At 45.6% G+C, this 17,441-nt stretch carries 18 protein-coding genes; all 18 read left to right on the top strand.

Features of this window, described 5'->3' with window-relative positions; all coding sequences use genetic code 11:
- Positions 1–3 precede the first annotated feature (3 nt).
- The 18 genes from C792_RS0108120 to C792_RS0108205 all read left to right on the top strand — a co-directional run bounded on the left by C792_RS0108120 (position 4) and on the right by C792_RS0108205 (position 17,338).
- On the top strand, positions 4–957 hold the full coding sequence (locus tag C792_RS0108120; RefSeq protein ID WP_017548971.1) for a thymidylate synthase: 954 nt from the start codon (positions 4–6) through the stop codon (positions 955–957).
- A gap of 12 nt (positions 958–969) precedes the next feature.
- Entirely contained in the window at positions 970–1,467 is a 498-nt protein-coding gene (locus C792_RS0108125) for a dihydrofolate reductase (protein WP_017548972.1), read from the top strand.
- Positions 1,464–2,006, top strand: a complete 543-nt coding sequence (locus tag C792_RS0108130; RefSeq protein WP_017548973.1) for a DUF2140 family protein — start codon at positions 1,464–1,466, stop codon at positions 2,004–2,006. The genes C792_RS0108125 and C792_RS0108130 overlap by 4 nt, the downstream gene beginning before the upstream one ends.
- Before the next feature lie 17 nt (positions 2,007–2,023).
- Positions 2,024–2,545, top strand: a complete 522-nt coding sequence (gene msrA / locus C792_RS0108135) for a peptide-methionine (S)-S-oxide reductase MsrA (RefSeq protein ID WP_026090293.1) — start codon at positions 2,024–2,026, stop codon at positions 2,543–2,545.
- A 3-nt stretch (positions 2,546–2,548) separates the two neighbouring features.
- Positions 2,549–2,971, top strand: coding sequence for a peptide-methionine (R)-S-oxide reductase MsrB (gene msrB / locus C792_RS0108140; RefSeq protein ID WP_017548975.1), 423 nt, complete (start codon positions 2,549–2,551; stop codon positions 2,969–2,971).
- A gap of 45 nt (positions 2,972–3,016) precedes the next feature.
- Positions 3,017–3,520: a PTS sugar transporter subunit IIA gene (locus C792_RS0108145; RefSeq protein WP_017548976.1), complete on the top strand. Its 504-nt coding sequence runs from the start codon at positions 3,017–3,019 to the stop codon at positions 3,518–3,520.
- The gene (locus C792_RS0108150) at positions 3,520–3,741 is read left to right on the top strand and encodes a YozE family protein (protein WP_017548977.1); all 222 of its coding nucleotides are present in this window, start codon (positions 3,520–3,522) and stop codon (positions 3,739–3,741) included. Before C792_RS0108145 ends, C792_RS0108150 begins: the two co-directional genes overlap by 1 nt.
- Before the next feature lie 30 nt (positions 3,742–3,771).
- Positions 3,772–4,485, top strand: a complete 714-nt coding sequence (gene deoD / locus C792_RS0108155; RefSeq protein WP_017548978.1) for a purine-nucleoside phosphorylase — start codon at positions 3,772–3,774, stop codon at positions 4,483–4,485.
- Positions 4,486–4,601: 116 nt separating this feature from the next.
- Positions 4,602–6,272, top strand: a complete 1,671-nt coding sequence (locus C792_RS14415) for a S41 family peptidase (protein ID WP_017548979.1) — start codon at positions 4,602–4,604, stop codon at positions 6,270–6,272.
- A 97-nt stretch (positions 6,273–6,369) separates the two neighbouring features.
- Positions 6,370–7,446 (top strand): undecaprenyldiphospho-muramoylpentapeptide beta-N-acetylglucosaminyltransferase, encoded by a 1,077-nt coding sequence (locus C792_RS0108165; RefSeq protein ID WP_017548980.1) that lies wholly within the window; start codon positions 6,370–6,372, stop codon positions 7,444–7,446.
- Complete coding sequence (locus C792_RS0108170) at positions 7,446–8,072, top strand: phosphatase PAP2 family protein (RefSeq protein WP_017548981.1); 627 nt, start codon at positions 7,446–7,448, stop codon at positions 8,070–8,072. Before C792_RS0108165 ends, C792_RS0108170 begins: the two co-directional genes overlap by 1 nt.
- Before the next feature lie 228 nt (positions 8,073–8,300).
- Positions 8,301–8,975: a response regulator transcription factor gene (locus C792_RS0108175; RefSeq protein ID WP_017548982.1), complete on the top strand. Its 675-nt coding sequence runs from the start codon at positions 8,301–8,303 to the stop codon at positions 8,973–8,975.
- Positions 8,972–10,330, top strand: coding sequence for a HAMP domain-containing sensor histidine kinase (locus tag C792_RS0108180; protein WP_017548983.1), 1,359 nt, complete (start codon positions 8,972–8,974; stop codon positions 10,328–10,330). Before C792_RS0108175 ends, C792_RS0108180 begins: the two co-directional genes overlap by 4 nt.
- Positions 10,331–10,436: 106 nt before the next feature.
- Positions 10,437–13,211, top strand: coding sequence for a 2-oxoglutarate dehydrogenase E1 component (locus tag C792_RS0108185; protein ID WP_017548984.1), 2,775 nt, complete (start codon positions 10,437–10,439; stop codon positions 13,209–13,211).
- An 11-nt stretch (positions 13,212–13,222) separates the two neighbouring features.
- The gene (gene odhB, locus C792_RS0108190; RefSeq protein ID WP_017548985.1) at positions 13,223–14,500 is read left to right on the top strand and encodes a 2-oxoglutarate dehydrogenase complex dihydrolipoyllysine-residue succinyltransferase; all 1,278 of its coding nucleotides are present in this window, start codon (positions 13,223–13,225) and stop codon (positions 14,498–14,500) included.
- Positions 14,501–14,589: 89 nt separating this feature from the next.
- Positions 14,590–14,793 (top strand): DUF6501 family protein, encoded by a 204-nt coding sequence (locus C792_RS0108195; RefSeq protein ID WP_017548986.1) that lies wholly within the window; start codon positions 14,590–14,592, stop codon positions 14,791–14,793.
- A gap of 2 nt (positions 14,794–14,795) precedes the next feature.
- Positions 14,796–15,587: an AAA family ATPase gene (locus C792_RS0108200; RefSeq protein WP_017548987.1), complete on the top strand. Its 792-nt coding sequence runs from the start codon at positions 14,796–14,798 to the stop codon at positions 15,585–15,587.
- Between the two features lie 5 nt (positions 15,588–15,592).
- A complete protein-coding gene (locus C792_RS0108205; protein WP_017548988.1) occupies positions 15,593–17,338 on the top strand; it encodes a vWA domain-containing protein in 1,746 nt (581 codons plus the stop codon).
- The last annotated feature ends 103 nt before the right edge of the window (positions 17,339–17,441 follow it).

The raw sequence follows: 17,441 nt of genomic DNA on the forward strand, positions 1-17,441 counted from the left end.
TGCATGAATCACTTTGACAGAGCTTATCACGGATTGCTTGAAAAAATACTCAACGAAGGGGAATATAAGGATGACAGGACCGGGACAGGCACCTATTCTATTTTCGGCCATCAGCTGCGGTTTGACCTGAGGGAAGGATTCCCGCTTCTGACCACGAAGAAAGTATTGTTCAAGATGCTTGCAACCGAGTTGGTCTGGTTCATCCGGGGGGATACGAACATCAGGTTCCTCCTTGCGTACAACAACAATATATGGAACGAATGGGCCTTTAAGAAATGGGTCGAATCAGATGAATATGAAGGCCCTGACATGACGGATTTTGGTAACCGTGCACAGCAGGATCCTTCATTCAATACTGTCTACAAGGACGAGATGGAAAGGTTCAAAAAACGCATACTGGAAGAAGATGAATTCGCAGAAAAATACGGTGATCTCGGCAATGTCTACGGCAGACAGTGGCGGGCATGGGAAGGGCCGGACGGCGCGTTCACCGATCAGCTCAGAAACGTCGTTGACAGCATCATTGACAACCCTGATTCCCGAAGGCACATCGTCACAGCATGGAATCCGTCAGAAATCGATTCGATGGCCCTTCCGCCATGCCATGCTTTCTTCCAGTTCTATGTAAATGATGGAAAACTCAGCCTTCAGCTGTATCAGAGAAGCGCGGATGTCTTCCTGGGTGTCCCGTTCAATATTGCGAGCTATGCACTCCTGCTCCACCTGGTCGCCAGGGAATGTCATCTGGAACCGGCGGATTTCGTTCACACATTCGGTGACGCCCACATATACAGCAATCATCTGGATGCCGTAAAGACACAGCTTTCAAGAGACAGCTACAAGGCACCTGAGATCAGGGTCAACAGTGACAAATCCATGTTCGATATTGATTATGAAGACCTGGAAATCGTCGATTATGAATGTCACCCTTATATAAAAGCACCTATTGCAGTCTAGGAGGTAATAACAATGGTATCATTGATTGTATGCCACGCCGATCAGAATGTCATCGGTTTCAAAAATGGAATGCCGTGGCATCTGCCGGTCGACCTGAAACATGTCAAAAAACTGACGGAGGGCAACACCATCGTCATGGGAAGAAAGACTTTCGAATCCCTCGGCAGGCCGCTGCCAAACCGCACAAATGTAATTCTCACCAAAAACCAAGACTACAGCGCTGAAGGTGCTGATATCATCCACGATATTGATGATATCAGCGAGCTTCCCGGAAAGATATTCATCTTTGGCGGCAGCGGTGTATACAAGCAGACTATGGAACTCGTCGATGAAATGTATATAACACGCATCCATGAAACATTTGCAGGGGACACCTTTTTTCCGGAATATGATATGAATGATTGGGAAATAACTGCCAGACAGGAGGGCACCATCGATGACAGCAACAGGTACCCGCATGAATTCCTGAAGCTGACGAGAAAAAACACGTCAGGGGTGCATCCTGGATGAAAATCTGGAAATGGATGTTCATCATCCTTCTTGCAGTCAACATCATCGCCGCCTTCGGTCTGGTCTATCTCCTCTCGAAAAGCTACACAGCTCCCGAGGAACAGGATAATTATTCCGGTGGAAGTTCGGGTATGGAAATACAGATGACGAATGATGCTGTGGAATCGCTGATCATGGAAAGTATTGATGATGACAGCCTGTCTCTCGATATCAGCGAATCGGGCATCAGCCTCAATTCCCGGAACAATATTTACGGAATCAGTGTGGATGCCTCATTTCAGCTTGAGCCGGTGGCAACAGGTGATACAATAGTATTTGAAGTGTCGGATATAGACATAGCAAATATTCCGCTTCCGCAGGATACCCTTTATTCGATCATCCGTTCCCAAAGCGATCTGCCGGAAGGTATTTCGTTTTCCGAAGATGAACGTGCGCTGATCATCGATACAGCTCTGTTTGACGGGGCGGCAGGACTTGATGTGAGAGTCGAGTCGATTGATTACCAGAACGATGAATGGTATTTTTCAATGGAAAGATAATAGATGAGGTGATTTATTTGTCAACAGCAACATTGGCAGGAGGGTGCTTCTGGTGTCTCGTGAAACCGTTCGACCAGTTTGAAGGAGTGAACAGCGTGGTCTCCGGTTACTCGAACGGACATGTCGAAAACCCGACCTATCAGGAAGTAACGAGTGGATCAACAGGACACGTAGAGGCCGTTCAGATCGAATTTGACGAATCCATTATGTCCTATAAAGAACTGCTTGGAATTTTCTTCCAGACCTTCGACCCTACTGATAACACAGGGCAATTTGGTGACAGAGGGCCAAGTTACGAACCGGCGGTCTTCTACCATGATGAAGCCCAGAAAGAAACAGCTGAAAAGGTCATCAGAGAACTGGACGAGCAGCATATTTTCTCAAAACCAATCAACACGCCGGTTCTGCCTTACAAGAACTTCTACCGTGCCGAAGATGAACATCAGGACTTCTACCAGACCAACAGCGGCCATTACAATGCCTATTACAAAGGTTCGGGAAGGAAAGCATTCGTAGAAAACCACTGGGGAGTGAATTGATATATGACAATGAAGAATATTGATGAACTGTCAGCAGCTGAATTCAGCGTAATGAAGGAAAATGGGACGGAACCCCCTTTCCAGAATGAATACTGGGATCATTATGAAGATGGACTGTATGTGGATAAGATGAGCGGGAAACCGCTGTTTTCCTCCCGGGATAAATTCGCCTCCGACTGCGGATGGCCGAGTTTTTCAAAGTCCGTATCCGGGGATGTATCGGAACACTTCGATGATTCATTCGGCATGAGGCGTACAGAGGTGAGGAGCGAAACTTCCGACAGCCATCTCGGCCATGTGTTCCCCGACGGCCCGAAAGAATTGGGAGGACTTCGCTACTGCATCAACTCCGCGGCGCTCACGTTCATTCCAAAAGATCAGATGGAAGAAAAAGGATATGCAGAATATCTTCGTTTATTCGACTGATAATGGGCTATTATATAAAGAAGAAGAAAACAGGAGATGAAGCAGATGTTCAAAAATCTATTCGGTAAGAAAGAAAAAGATGTAGACAAAACCCTGGAGATTAAAAGTCCCATGAATGGCTCCTATGTACCGCTTGAAGATATCCCGGACCCCGTTTTCGCAGAAAAAATGATGGGGGAGGGCTTCGGCATCGACCCTTCTCACGGCGAAGTGGTCGCACCTGTCGATGGTGTGATTATGCAGGTGTTCCCTACGAACCACGCTATCGGCATCAAGACCGACAACGGGGTGGAAGTCCTGATCCACATCGGTCTTGAGACAGTGGCCATGGAAGGTAAGGGGTTTGAGGGCTTCGTTTCGGAAGGGGACAGGATAGAAGTCGGTGACAAGCTTGTCACATTCGATATCGATCTCGTGAAGGAAGAGGCGAACAGTACCATTTCACCGGTTATCATTACGAACAGTGATGAACTTGCATCATTCGACATCCAGTCCGTATCGGACACTGTAAAAGGGGAAACAGTTGTAGTCAGAACAGCTGTCAAATAATGAAAAACTATTCCTACTATCACTATATCAAGACGCGGCGGGGCGAGGACTCCGATATCGGGCGCCTCGCCGCTCTGATATTTGATGATTCCATGTTTCCTCGTGATGCCGATGATTATTCTGAGGTGTCCGATTATCTGGAGCGAAACCCCTACGGGGGCATGCCCCTCTCTGTATATGACGAATCCTTTGAGGATTACCGGAATTGGCTGCAGCACTGAACAATTTTTGAAATTAAAGGAGAACAAGAAATGAGTATTCACATCAATGCACAAAAAGGCGACATCGCAGACACGATACTTCTTCCAGGAGACCCACTCAGGGCAAAATACATTGCCGAAACTTTCCTGGATGATGTAGTATGCTACAATGAAGTCCGCAACATGCTCGGGTTTACAGGTTACTACAAAGGAAAACGCATCTCTGTACAGGGCACCGGCATGGGCGTACCTTCCATTTCCATCTATATCCATGAACTCATGGAGGAATACGGCGTCAAAAACCTGATCCGTGTAGGTACATGTGGAGCGATCCAGAAAGATGTAAAGGTCCGCGATGTTATTTTGGCACAAAGTGCTTCAAGTGACTCTTACCAGAACAGAAAACTCTTCAAAAACATCGAATATGCGCCTACTTCTGATTTTGAACTCCTTCTGTCGAGCTACAACGAAGCGAAGAAGAAGGGCATGGAGATCAAAGTCGGCAACGTCTTTACCGCGGACTCTTTCTATGATGAAAATGGAAATATCGAACAGCTTGCCGAGTACGGAGTCCTTGCACTTGAAATGGAATCCAGCGCGCTGTTCACCATCAGCAAGAAATTCGATGCGCGCGCCCTCTCTATCCTGACGGTCTCCGATCACGTACTGACAGGAGAAGCGACATCAAGTGCAGAACGCCAGACGACATTCAATGAAATGATCGAAGTCGCACTCGATGCCGCAGTACCATTCATAGAAGCATAACAAGCCAGCCGGCTGGGAGCAGGAAGGTATGTGCCTTTCTGTTCTTTTTCTTTAAATTCAATACATAAACTGTTAAACTATTATGTAATTATTCAAGTAGAAATTAGGTGTGAATTTTGAACGAGGACCAAAAGGATAAAAAATCAGTTGAAGGCGGTGGCCGCCGAATAAGCATAAACCTATTCTGGTTCATCATCATCATGCTGACGGCTGTAATCGCTACAGCTGTGGTGACAGCGCTGAGCCTTGAAGCAGGCTCGGAAAAAGCCGTCAACGTGGGCACGGATACAAGGAGTGAATTCGCCAAGCTGTACAATGTATACGATACCATTACATCAGAATACTATACTGATGTAGACAGGAATGCACTTATAGAGTCTTCGATTGAAGGTATGGTCGAAGGACTGGATGACCCATACAGTGAATACATGAACAAGGATGAGACGGCTGAATTCCAGGAATCCGTCACCGGTGATTTTGAAGGCATCGGTGCGGAAGTGATGCAGGAAGGCAGCAAGATCATCATTACATCCCCGATGAAAGGTTCGCCGGCTGAAGAAGCAGGTCTCGAACCCGGAGACCAGATTGTCGGTGTAGACGGTGAATCCACAGAAGGGATGACCACCCATGAGGCAGTACAGCTCATACGCGGGGAAAAAGGGACGGATGTCGTCCTATCCATTGTCCGGGGTGAAGGCGAGCCGATGGATATTACCGTGACACGGGACACCATCCATATTGAAAGTGTGACTTATGAAGTGATTGATGATGTGGCCCATATAAGCGTCAACAGGTTCCAGGAGGGGACGACCAAGGAGTTTGAGGACAGTCTGAACCGGGCCGCTGAGGAGGAAGTTGATGACGTGATCATAGATTTCCGCTACAATCCGGGCGGTTTGCTTGATGAGGCCGTTTCAATGATCAACCAGTTTGTTGAAAAAGGAGAGACGGCGCTCCATCTCGAAGATAACTCAGGTGAGCGCACCGAAATCGTGACCGAGAATGAAGTCAACCCATCCACTGAGGATATGAATGTGTATATACTGATCAATGAAGGATCCGCAAGTGCGTCAGAAGTATTCACCGGAGCGATGAATGACCTGAATGAGGATGTCACCATTGCCGGTACCCGCTCATTCGGCAAGGGAGTAGTGCAGCGCACACAGGAATTCGGTGACAACTCAATGCTCAAGTACACCAACACCAAATGGCTGACACCGGAGGGTACCTGGATTCATGAAGAGGGCATCACGCCGGATATAGAGCTGGTCAATCCGGACTACTACCGCGTGGATATGCTCAGTGAAGAGGAAGTCTATGCCGAGGGACAGACCAATGAGACAGTGACTTCCATCAAAGTCGCACTGGATACCCTCGGATATGAAATCAGTGATTTCAATACGACATTCACACCTGAACTTACAACCGCAGTCATGAACTTTCAGGGCGAGCAGGAGCTCGAGCAGACGGGCGATGTGACAGGTGAGACGTCAACTGCCCTGATGAGCGAACTCAGACAGTACATCAATGAGAATGATGCCCAGCTCAACTATTTGATAGATTATATCAATGGAGAATACTCGGAAGAGGAAATAGAACAGCGTGCATCCGAAAATGCGGAACATATAGAAATAGAACGCCCAGCACCTGAGGAGGACGGAGAAGGTCAGTCCGGGGAATCCTCTGAAGAATCTGCAGAAGAAGAATCCACCGAAGAAGATTCCAGCCAGCCTGAAGGGCAGGGCACTCCGGAGGAGGAATCCTCTGAAGAGCAGGATGCAGAATAAGGTCAAAGCCGCATGAACTTATGTTTATGCGGCTTTATATTGTGCAAACCGGACAAATAGTTTAAAGTATTTAGCATAATGGAGTATGGAGGATATTATGGATTCAAAAAAAAGAAAAGTCGTGCTTACAGGTGGCGGCACCGTAGGGCATGTGATGCTCAATAAGCTTCTGATTCCGGGCCTTTTCAATCGGGATGTCGAGCCCGTGTATATCGGCTCAAAAAAAGGTATTGAAAAAGAATTAATAAGTGCCACTTCAATCAAATACTTCAACATCTCGAGCGGGAAGCTGAGACGTTACATTTCCATTGAAAATGGTAAAGATCTTTTCAAAGTGATAAAAGGCATCTTTGATGCCAGGAAAATCCTGAAAAGGGAAAAACCTGAGTTTGTCTTTTCAAAAGGAGGATTCGTCAGTGTGCCGGTCGTACTGGCAGCTAGATCATTGAATATTCCTGTCTATATACACGAGTCGGATATCACTCCCGGACTGGCAAATAAAATTGCAAGTAAATTTGCAACGAAAATATTTGTCACTTTCAAGAAAACACTGGATTACCTGCCGGCAGACAAAGCAGAATACTTGGGACCGGTAATCAGGGATGAGCTCAGCAGGGGATATTCCCGTATCGGATACGAAATGACTGAGTTCAATCCGGAAAAACCTATCATGCTGATCATGGGAGGGTCGCTCGGCTCAAAAGCAATCAACCAGTTTGTAAGGGATAACCTTGATACACTGCTTGAGGAATGGCAGATCATCCATCTGTGCGGCAGAGGGAATCATATTTCCTCTTTTGAGAGGGAAGGATACAGACAATATGAATTTGTCAAAAGGGAACTGCCTCATCTTATAAAAATATCGGACCTTGTCGTCGGACGCAGTGGATCGAATGCGATATATGAATTCCTTCTCAATGAAAAACCGATGATTCTCATACCGTTGCCTTTATCCCAGAGCAGAGGCGATCAGGTGGAAAATGCTGAATACTTCAAGGAAAAAGGATATGCGGAAGTGATACAGGAGTCCGATCTGGATCTTTCACATTTTAATCAAAGCGCCGCCAGGATTGAAAGCAACAGAAGTGAAATCATTGCAAGAATGAAAGGTTTTGAAGGAGGATTCAAGCCTGAAGACCTTGTGGACAGACTGCTCAGCAAGGAGGACAAATAGTGAGCCGCACAAAAAAAATGTCTTTATTTCTAGTATTCACGCTCATCTTCGGCGTGATTGCCTATTTCCATGAATCCAGAGTAGGCAAATGGATCGATACCGAGGTGTATGAATTCATCTATGCCTCGGAGAGCTTCATCACTACGGCTCTGATGCTCGGGTTCACACAGGTGGGTGAGGTTCTGACAATGGTGATCCTGTCGCTTATCATGATCACCATACTGATGCTTTACAAACTCAAATTCCATACACTCTTCCTGATAGTCGCGATGCTGGCAAGCAGTATTCTGATACCGGTAACCAAAAATTCCTTCGACAGGGAAAGACCCTCCCTATTGAGACTGATTGATATTACCGGATTCAGTTTTCCGAGTGGGCATGCGATGGGATCGACAATATTCTTCGGTTCACTCGGCATCATCATTAAAAATAGCGGCATGAGAAGCAAAGGAGTGCTGTACGCACTGTGTGCTTTCTTCATACTCATGATATCATCTTCAAGAGTGTACCTGGGTGTCCATTATCCAACAGATGTCATTGCGGGGATTGTTGCCGGAACGATGGTTGTGCTCGTTGCAACAATGATTTTTCATAAAAAGCTTGACAGTGTGAGGATAACTGGATAGAATGTAATTGAAAATGATTATCAATGAGAATGAATAAGCCCCCCTTATTTAAAAAGATCATTTTCAAACCAGAGGAATATATCCAACACACATAGGCAGCGTCCAATTTTTGGACGTTGCTTTTTTATTTTTTGAGATGGACGACAGAACATTCTTTCACACATTTAACTTTTTTCATAATACAGTTAAAATGATATGATATGAAAAACAGTAGATAGGAAGATGAATATGAAACATATTTTGGTAGTGGAGGACGAAATCAACCTTTCCAGGTTCATAGAACTTGAGCTTGTCCATGAAGGGTATGAAGTGACCCTCTCTGAAAATGGCACTGATGGTCTTGATAAGGCCCTCGGGAATGATTATGATTGCATCCTGCTCGATTTGATGCTCCCTGAGTTGAACGGTCTTGAAGTCTGCCGGAGAATCCGGAAAGTCAAAGATGTACCCATCATCATAATAACAGCCAAAGGGGAGACATACGACAAGGTTGTCGGCCTTGATTACGGCGCGGATGACTACATCGTCAAGCCCTTTGAAATTGAGGAGTTGCTGGCACGAATCCGGGTGATAATGAGACGGTCCCAAAATATGGAGGAAAAGCAGGAAGTATTGGAACTCCACGGTATTTCAATCGATACTTCAGCCTACAGGGTGGCCATTGAAGGGGATGATATCGAACTTACAAAGACAGAGTATGAACTCCTTTATCTGCTTGTCAAAAATGCCGGCATCGTACTGCAGCGGGAGACAATACTTGACCATGTATGGGGATATGAAAGTGAAGTGGAGACAAATGTCGTGGACGTGTACATCAGGTATCTGCGCAACAAGCTGAAACCTTTCAATAGACATAAATACATCGAAACTGTACGCGGCGTAGGATATGTGATCCGGCCATGAACAGAAATTCATTAAAGTACAGATGGCTCAGGCTGTCGACATTGATAATTACAATCACATACCTCATATTCAGCTCACTGCTGATCTATTTCACAAGTGTCTACCTGAAGGACCAGGAGGACCGTTCGCTCAAGAGAAGTCTGGAAGAGCTGGAATCATTGTATGAATCGCAGCCGATAAATACAATTGGCCAGAATGAAATTTATTCGAGCCTCTATGACAGACAGAAGATGATTCTCTATACACAGGGCGGAGATGTGGTTTACAGTGCTACCACGGGCGTGCCGATGGATCTTGAGAGCGAATTCCAAACGGTCTATGAACAGGAAATTTCTCAGATGGAGACAGATGACAGCAGCTATCTGATCGGCAGGGTAAATATCGATTCACAATACTGGAACGGTTATCTATCGGTCATCCATCCTCTGGATGCCTATAATTCCGTCATCAGGATGATGATGTTCATCGCCATCATTGTCGGTTTCCTATCAATATTATTCACTTCCATAATCAGTTATTTCTTCTCCACCCAGATGGTCAAACCGATCAGAAGCATTGCGAACCAGCTGAAACGGATTGAATCGGAAGGTTTCTCGGAACGTCTGAAACTTAAAACGAATACGGAAGAGACTGATTACATGGTGGATTCATTCAACCATATGATGGACACGCTTGAGGAATCCTACAACCAGCAGAAGCAGTTTGTAGAAGATGCCTCGCATGAACTCAGAACGCCCCTGCAGATCATACAGGGACATCTCAAACTGATCAGCAGATGGGGGAAACATAAGCCGGAAGTGCTTGATGAATCTCTCGACATCTCCATCGACGAGTTGAAGCGTATCAACAAGCTTGTAGAAGAATTGCTCCTTCTGACCAAAAATGATGGCAAAATGAACGAAAGCAAAGAGGAGATTGATATCAACCAGGAAGTGAGAGGCCGTGTAAATGCCATGCAGAAGGTCCATCCGGATTATACATTCTCTCTGGACCTGGACCCATCGCCGATCAAGTTCATGATCAATTCCTACCATGTGGAACAGATGCTCATCATCTTTCTCGACAACGCCATAAAATACGATACACAGAACAAGCACATCATAGTTGCGACCGAGAAAAAAGAGGACTATTTCGACATCTCCATCATGGATCACGGCATAGGGATCCCAGATGGGGAAATAGATGTGATCTTCAACAGGTTCTACAGAGTCGATAAATCGAGAAGCAGACAGCAGGGCGGCAACGGGCTCGGACTGTCAATCGCAAAAAAATTAATCGAGAACTATAAGGGAAACGTATGGCTCGAGAGTGACGAGGGTAAATTTACAAAGGTCACGATAAGATTCCCGATATAATTGATGTTATTGTCCTTTTTACACCTATAATTCGCTTTAAAACGGTATGTCTTAATGCTAGAATAGTATGTGTAAAAGTTAAAAAGTTTCTAAAGAGGGTGGCAAAATGCAAGAGAAAGAACTTGAGAACGCTCCGCTTCGGTTTGGAACGAACCTGGGGATGATTCTCGAGCTTCATGACATGTATCAAGAAGATCCCGACAGTGTGAGCGAGGAAATGCGCACGCTGTTTGAGAGTATCGGCTCCGGCAAGTCCGGTGCTGCCGTTTCAAATATGGATCAGGACAAGGTTAAGGGCCTGCTGAGACTGTTGGATAACATCAGGCTGTTCGGTCATCTGAAATCGGATATTTATCCTGTATACAGACCCGACGTAAAAAACATACCAAGTCTTGACTTTGAAGATTACGGCCTTTCTGAAGATGATCTGAAACAGATGCCGGCTTCTCTGGTTAGTTCGCATCTTGGGGATCATTATGATAATGCATACGAAGCGATGACGCAGCTGTATGAATTGTATACAGGCCCGCTCGCATATGAATATATGCATATCAATGACACAGAAGAACGTCAATGGCTCAAGGAAACAATCGAACAGCAGAGTCCTGTTTCGTTAAGTGATGATGAAAAGAAACATCTCTTCAGGACACTTGCAAAAGTTGAAGGCTTTGAAAAGTACCTTCATAAGAACTTTGTCGGGGCCAAGCGTTTTTCCATCGAAGGTGTCGACAGCCTGGTTCCGATGCTTGATCATCTTCTCGCTATGCTGGCTGACGCCGGCATTCCAAATCTCCAGATCGGCATGGCCCACAGGGGTCGCCTCAATGTGTTGACTCACATCCTCGAAAAGCCATATGAAATGATGATCAGTGAATTCATGCATACCGATCCGATGAAGTTCCTGCCTGAAGACGGCTCCCTTGAAATCACCCAGGGGTGGGCGCGCGACGTGAAATACCATCTGGGCGGCGCCAAGACAAGGAACGACAAGGGACTGGAGCAGCGCATCAGTCTTGCAAACAACCCGAGTCACCTGGAAGTCGTTGGTCCTGTTGTACTTGGTAAGACACGGGCGCAGCAGGAATCCACAGACCATACCGGCCTGCCGGAGCAGGACTACAACCAGGCAATTGCGGCGATCATCCACGGTGACGCTGCATTCCCGGGACAGGGTATTGTATACGAGTCATTAAACCTCGGCAAGCTTGACGGCTATACGACAGGCGGATCACTTCATATCATTGCCAACAACCGTATCGGCTTCACCACTGAGGAGACTGATGCAAGATCGACTGTCTATGCATCAGATGCAGCTCTCGGATTTGATCTGCCTGTACTCCATGTGAACTCGGACAAACCTGAACATGTGCTCAGGTCCATTGAGATTGCACTGAAATACAGACAGAAGTTCAATAAGGACATCGTCATCGACCTCGTCGGCTACCGCCGCTACGGCCATAATGAAATGGATGAACCCACGACGACCAATCCGATGCTCTACAAAGAAATCAAAGAGCGTGCGACAATCGATGAACTGTACGGCAGTGAACTTGTGGAGCAGGAGATAATCACAGAGGATGAGAAAAAGCAGGTTATCCAGAGTGTGCTCGATAAGATGAGGGAAGCTCATGACAAGATTGACAAGTCTGATACGAATGTAGACGGTAAATTGAATACACCGGAAGCAGTCCTCAGAGGGCATGAAAATGCTGTCGATGAGATTGGTTACGCCAGACTCAAGGATATTAACGAAACATTGTTCAACTACCCGGATGATTTCACCGTCTTCAAAAAGCTTTCCAATGTCCTTGACCGCAGAAAGAAACCATTCGAGGATGAAAATGCACTGGTTGACTGGGCCCACGCGGAAGCACTCGCCTTTGCCACCATAAACCAGGATGGAACACCGATCAGGCTGACCGGCCAGGACTCAGAACGGGGTACATTTGCCCAACGTCATGTGGTACTCCATGATCCTGACACGGGAGAGGAGTTCATACCTCTGCACGAAGTGCATGATGTGAATGCGACGTTCGACGTTCACAATTCGCCGCTGTCAGAAGCCGCTGTTGTCGGTTTTGACTACGGCTATAATGTTGAAAACAAAGAAGCTCTGGCAATATGGGAAGCACAGTACGGCGACTTTTCCAATATGGCGCAGGTGTTCTTTGACAACTTCCTGTCCGCTGGAAATGCGAAATGGGGAGAGCAGTCAGGCATGACCCTGTTCCTTCCGCATGGTTCGGAAGGACAGGGTGCAGAACACTCATCAGCCCGTCTTGAGAGATATCTGCAGCTGGCAGCTGAAAACAACATGACAGTTGCGAACCTTTCCAGCAGCTCCAATTATTTCCATCTTCTCAGAAGACAGGCAAAGTATCTCGGTACCGAAAGCATGAAACCACTCGTTCTTATGACACCTAAGAGCCTCCTCAGGAACCAGCTTGTCAGTGAACCCGTAAGCGCATTTTTGGAGGGCGGCTTCAGAGAAGTGATCATACCGGAATACAAGAAAACAAAAGTCAGGAAAGTATTGGTTGCAAGCGGGAAAATGGCTGTGGACCTGATGAACGCACAGAAGGAAACTCCGGATGATTCCATTCTGCTCATCCGTCTGGAACAGATCTATCCATTCCCATCTGAAGACATCCAGAATCTGTTCAATGACATCAAAAATCTCGAGGAAGTCAGATTTGTCCAGGAAGAACCTAAAAATCAGGGTGCCTATCACTTCGTCCTGCCTCATCTTCTGGATATTGTTCCCGAGAAGACAGAATTTAATTATATAGGCAGAATCAGACGTGCTTCAACTGCAGAAGGCGACGGGGAGTCTTACAAGATCATACAGCAAAATATCATTGACAACGCTCTAAAATCCTAGGAGGTAAAATAATGGCAGAAGTAAAAGTACCCGAATTGGCTGAATCCATAACAGAAGGAACAATAGCAAGCTGGCTGAAGCAAAAAGGCGACCGTGTAGAGCAGGGAGAGAATATCCTTGAACTTGAGACGGATAAAGTCAATGTTGAAGTGATCAGTGAAGAGGCCGGAGTAATAACGGAACTCAAAGCAGAAGAGGGCGACACTGTCGAAGTCGGTCAGGTGATCGCCATTGTCGGTGAAAACGGCGAAGGTGGCGGTTCAGAGGAGGATGCTTCTGAAGAGAAAAAATCTGATGAAGACAAATCCGGAGAAGGCGAAAAGGAAAGCAGAACTGAAGATGAGAAGGTAGAACCGGCATCTTCAAAAGAAAGCGGACCAGAAAATAATGATGACCGCATTGTTGCGACACCATCCGCACGCCGCCTGGCACGCGAAAAAGGGATCGACCTTAGTGACATCAACGCTTCAGATCCGCGCGGACTTGTCAGAGGCCAGGATGTCGACAATCATTCCAAACAGCCTGCAAAACAGGAAGAACCAAAGAAAGAAACACCTAAGTCTAAATCATCAGACAATCCTGAAAAACCGGTTGTAAGGGAAAAATTGTCCCGCAGAAGGCAGACCATCGCCAAGAAACTTCTGGAAGTTTCACAGAATACAGCAATGCTTACGACATTCAACGAAGTCGATATGACAAACATCATGGCGCTCAGAAAACGCAAGAAAGATCAGTTCCAGGACCGTCATGACGGTACACGTCTCGGTTTCATGTCATTTTTCACAAAAGCTGCTGTCGCTGCACTCAGAAAATATCCTGCGGTGAATGCGGAAATTGACGGAGAGGACCTCATTCTAAAACAGTTCTTTGATATAGGTGTAGCCGTGTCAACAGAAGAAGGCCTTGTCGTTCCAATCGTCAGAGATGCAGAACGTAAAACTTTTGCCGATATAGAATCCGATATCGCCAGCCTTGCCAAAAAGGCACAGGATAAGAAACTCGGACTTGACGATATGACCGGCGGTTCATTCACAATTACAAATGGTGGTGTATTCGGTTCACTCATGTCCACACCGATCATCAACGGAACACAGGCTGCCATACTGGGTATGCATACAATCCAGAAACGCCCGGTTGCAATCGATGATGATAATATGGAAAACCGTCCGATGATGTACATTGCACTCAGCTATGACCACAGGATCATTGATGGTAAGGAAGCCGTCGGTTTCCTTAAAACAATCAAAGACTTGATTGAAAACCCTGAAGACCTTCTTCTGGAAGGCTGATATAAGTTATCAACAGCAGGTTTCCGCGTGGGAAGCCTGCTGTTTTATGTTAGAATATATTTAAAATCTGAAAGTCTGGGGAGATATACATGCTTCATGAAACATGGAATGACAATAACTTAAGAACTGTGAGGGCAGTACATACAAACGCTGCCAAATATAAAGTTTCAGATATGTTGACTAAAGGCCAGGAATATACAGTGGTCAATGAAACTGATGAATATATATTCGTCAAAGACAACTCCGGAAAAGTCGGGGGCTACTACAAGACTTATTTTGAAGATGTGAATTAATCATGTGTGCTGAATTCCTACACAACGATGAACATATAAAGCAGGATGCCGAAAGCATTTTGAAACTCGGAAAAAACCTTCTGTTGAAAGGCCCGACAGGTTCCGGTAAAACGCGGCTGGCTGAGGATCTGGCAGACGAACTGGGCAGGGAAATGTACAGCATCAACTGTTCAGTGGATGTTGATATCGAGGCACTTCTCGGCTTTAAAACGATCGAATATACAGATAACAGGCAGGAAATCGTATTCATCGACGGGCCGGTCATACGTGCCATGAATGCCGGGGCGATTCTTTACATCGATGAAATAAACATGGCGAAACCGGAAGTCCTCCCTATATTAAATGCAGCCCTTGATTACAGAAGAACTCTCACAAACCCATTGACCGGTGAAACACTGACTGCCCACAAGGATTTCAGGGCGGTTGCAGCCATCAATGTCGGCTACGTCGGTACCATGCCGATGAACGAAGCGCTTCTTAACAGGTTTAATGTCATTGAAATCGGCTATGTATCCAAGGAATCACTCAAAACCGTCCTTATGGACCAGAGCATACAGGATGATGAGAAAATCATTGATACGCTGACCGATTTCCATCAGGATCTGGTGACAATGACCGAGCAGGGCCAGATATCGCGGGAACCTTCGAGCGTGAGAAGTCTTTTGGATATGGCGGATCTGAGCACCCTGATGCCACTTTCCCGTGCCTGCTACCGGGCCATCATTGATAAGCTCGACAGTGAGCAGGAAAAGAAAGCGATACTGAATGCAGCCGGACTTCATTTTGGAATGTGATAGATATGAGCTATTCATTTATAAAATTCAATGATGAAATCATTGATTCCACAGTCATGATGGAACTTACAGATCTGGCACGTCTGTTATTCAAAGATAAAGACGCGTCTGTTTCTGTACGTAAGCACAGCTATTTCAACCCATACGTCAATACTGTATATGTCAGTACGTTCTGGAAGCACAGATATGACATTACGGAGCTCGAGGGGTTCCGCCATGATATACTGACAAGATTTCCGTCTGCTTCATTGTTTGATTATGAAGAGTTTGAAACTGTAAAGGATCGGGATATACTCTTCCAGCAGATTTTCCTGACATTGGAGCATTACCGCAACAGGATGGAGTCCATCAGACAGCGGCCATTTATAAAGCGTATGATTGCATCAGGCGATGCTATTCTGCTGGAGAAATACAGAAAACACTCCACCAATGATGCTGAATTATTGCTGAAGGCTCTGAACACGGCTGTACTGGAATATGAAAGTCATTTCAAGGCTGGTGATGAATCTTTCGGCATCATCAGTAAAAGTACAACGGAGAGCATAGCAATTACAGAACAGATAATCAAAGCATCTGCCCCCCGCAACAGACTGTCAGGCTATCATCAGATTCATGATATGCCTTTTAATGACATCAGTGCCTTTAACCGTACGACGCCTTTCAGAAAGGATAGTGAGAAACTGCAGAGTGAAAATGACGAAGAGGATATCAGTCACGATACGGGCAGGGTGGATACAAAAACCAACCGCGATGTGGAAGATGCAGCTGTGCTGGGTGAAACAGGGAATAATACAGCCAGAAAGAGCAGGCATGATCTAGAGAATGCTTACGATGACGATGTAGAGGACTTCCATGAAGGTTTCGGCCGAAACAGGGGAGACAACCGCTTGCGTGACACGGGGACTGCCAACACACACGCAGAACTCCTGGTCAGAAAGCCGAAGATCAAAATGACCAATTATGGAAGATACAGGGAAATATATGATTTTTATAATGATCTGGCACAGCAGGTAATAGGCGACATTACAAAAATAATGAATTTCAAGATGAATGAGTTCCAATCCAACAGGAGCACAGGAAAGCTGATGAAGAATCCTACTGGTGCAATTGTAAGTGGCAGCCACAAGATATTCACCAAGAAGATTTCAGAGTCGAAAGAGGTTGATGCGGCGTTTTCCATCATACTTGACCAGTCCTATTCGATGACAGACCATATGGAAGAGTGCATAAATGGTATCGTCATCATAAACAACATCCTGAAGAGCCTCGGTATCCCGCAGAGGATTGTATCGCATCACGAAGACTCATTTGAAATCATGTCCGATCACTATCCGAATTATCTGTATGAGCATCTGGATTTTGACAGATCCATATACTACTATCCTGTATCACTTCTGGATATTGAAGCATCAGGCGATAACAGAGACGGCTTCATCTTCCGACATGAAACCGATATACTCAGCAGGCGGATGGAAAAGGATAAATTCATGATCATATTTTCAGACGGTCTGCCTAGCGCAGAGCAATATAACCAGAGTGGTGTAATAGATACCCATGAAGCCGTCAATAAAGCCAGGAAAAATGGCATCAATGTCATCAATATTTTCATCGATGTTGATAATGAGGAGAATACCCGTGATGCAATCAGGAATATTTACGGTCAGAATGCAGTGGTCGTAGAAAATCCTGAAGAAATCGGACATATTCTTCCAAATGTTATCGAACGGGTCATTAAATCACTGGTCATTTAGATTTACATCATTTTCATATATCTGATAATTTAAAATTTTATAGACTTTAAAGGTCTTATAATGTAAACTAATGTTTATCTATTATTTCACATATTAGGAGGTC

Source organism: Salinicoccus carnicancri Crm, from assembly GCF_000330705.1.
Taxonomy (GTDB): Bacteria; Bacillota; Bacilli; order Staphylococcales; family Salinicoccaceae; genus Salinicoccus; species Salinicoccus carnicancri.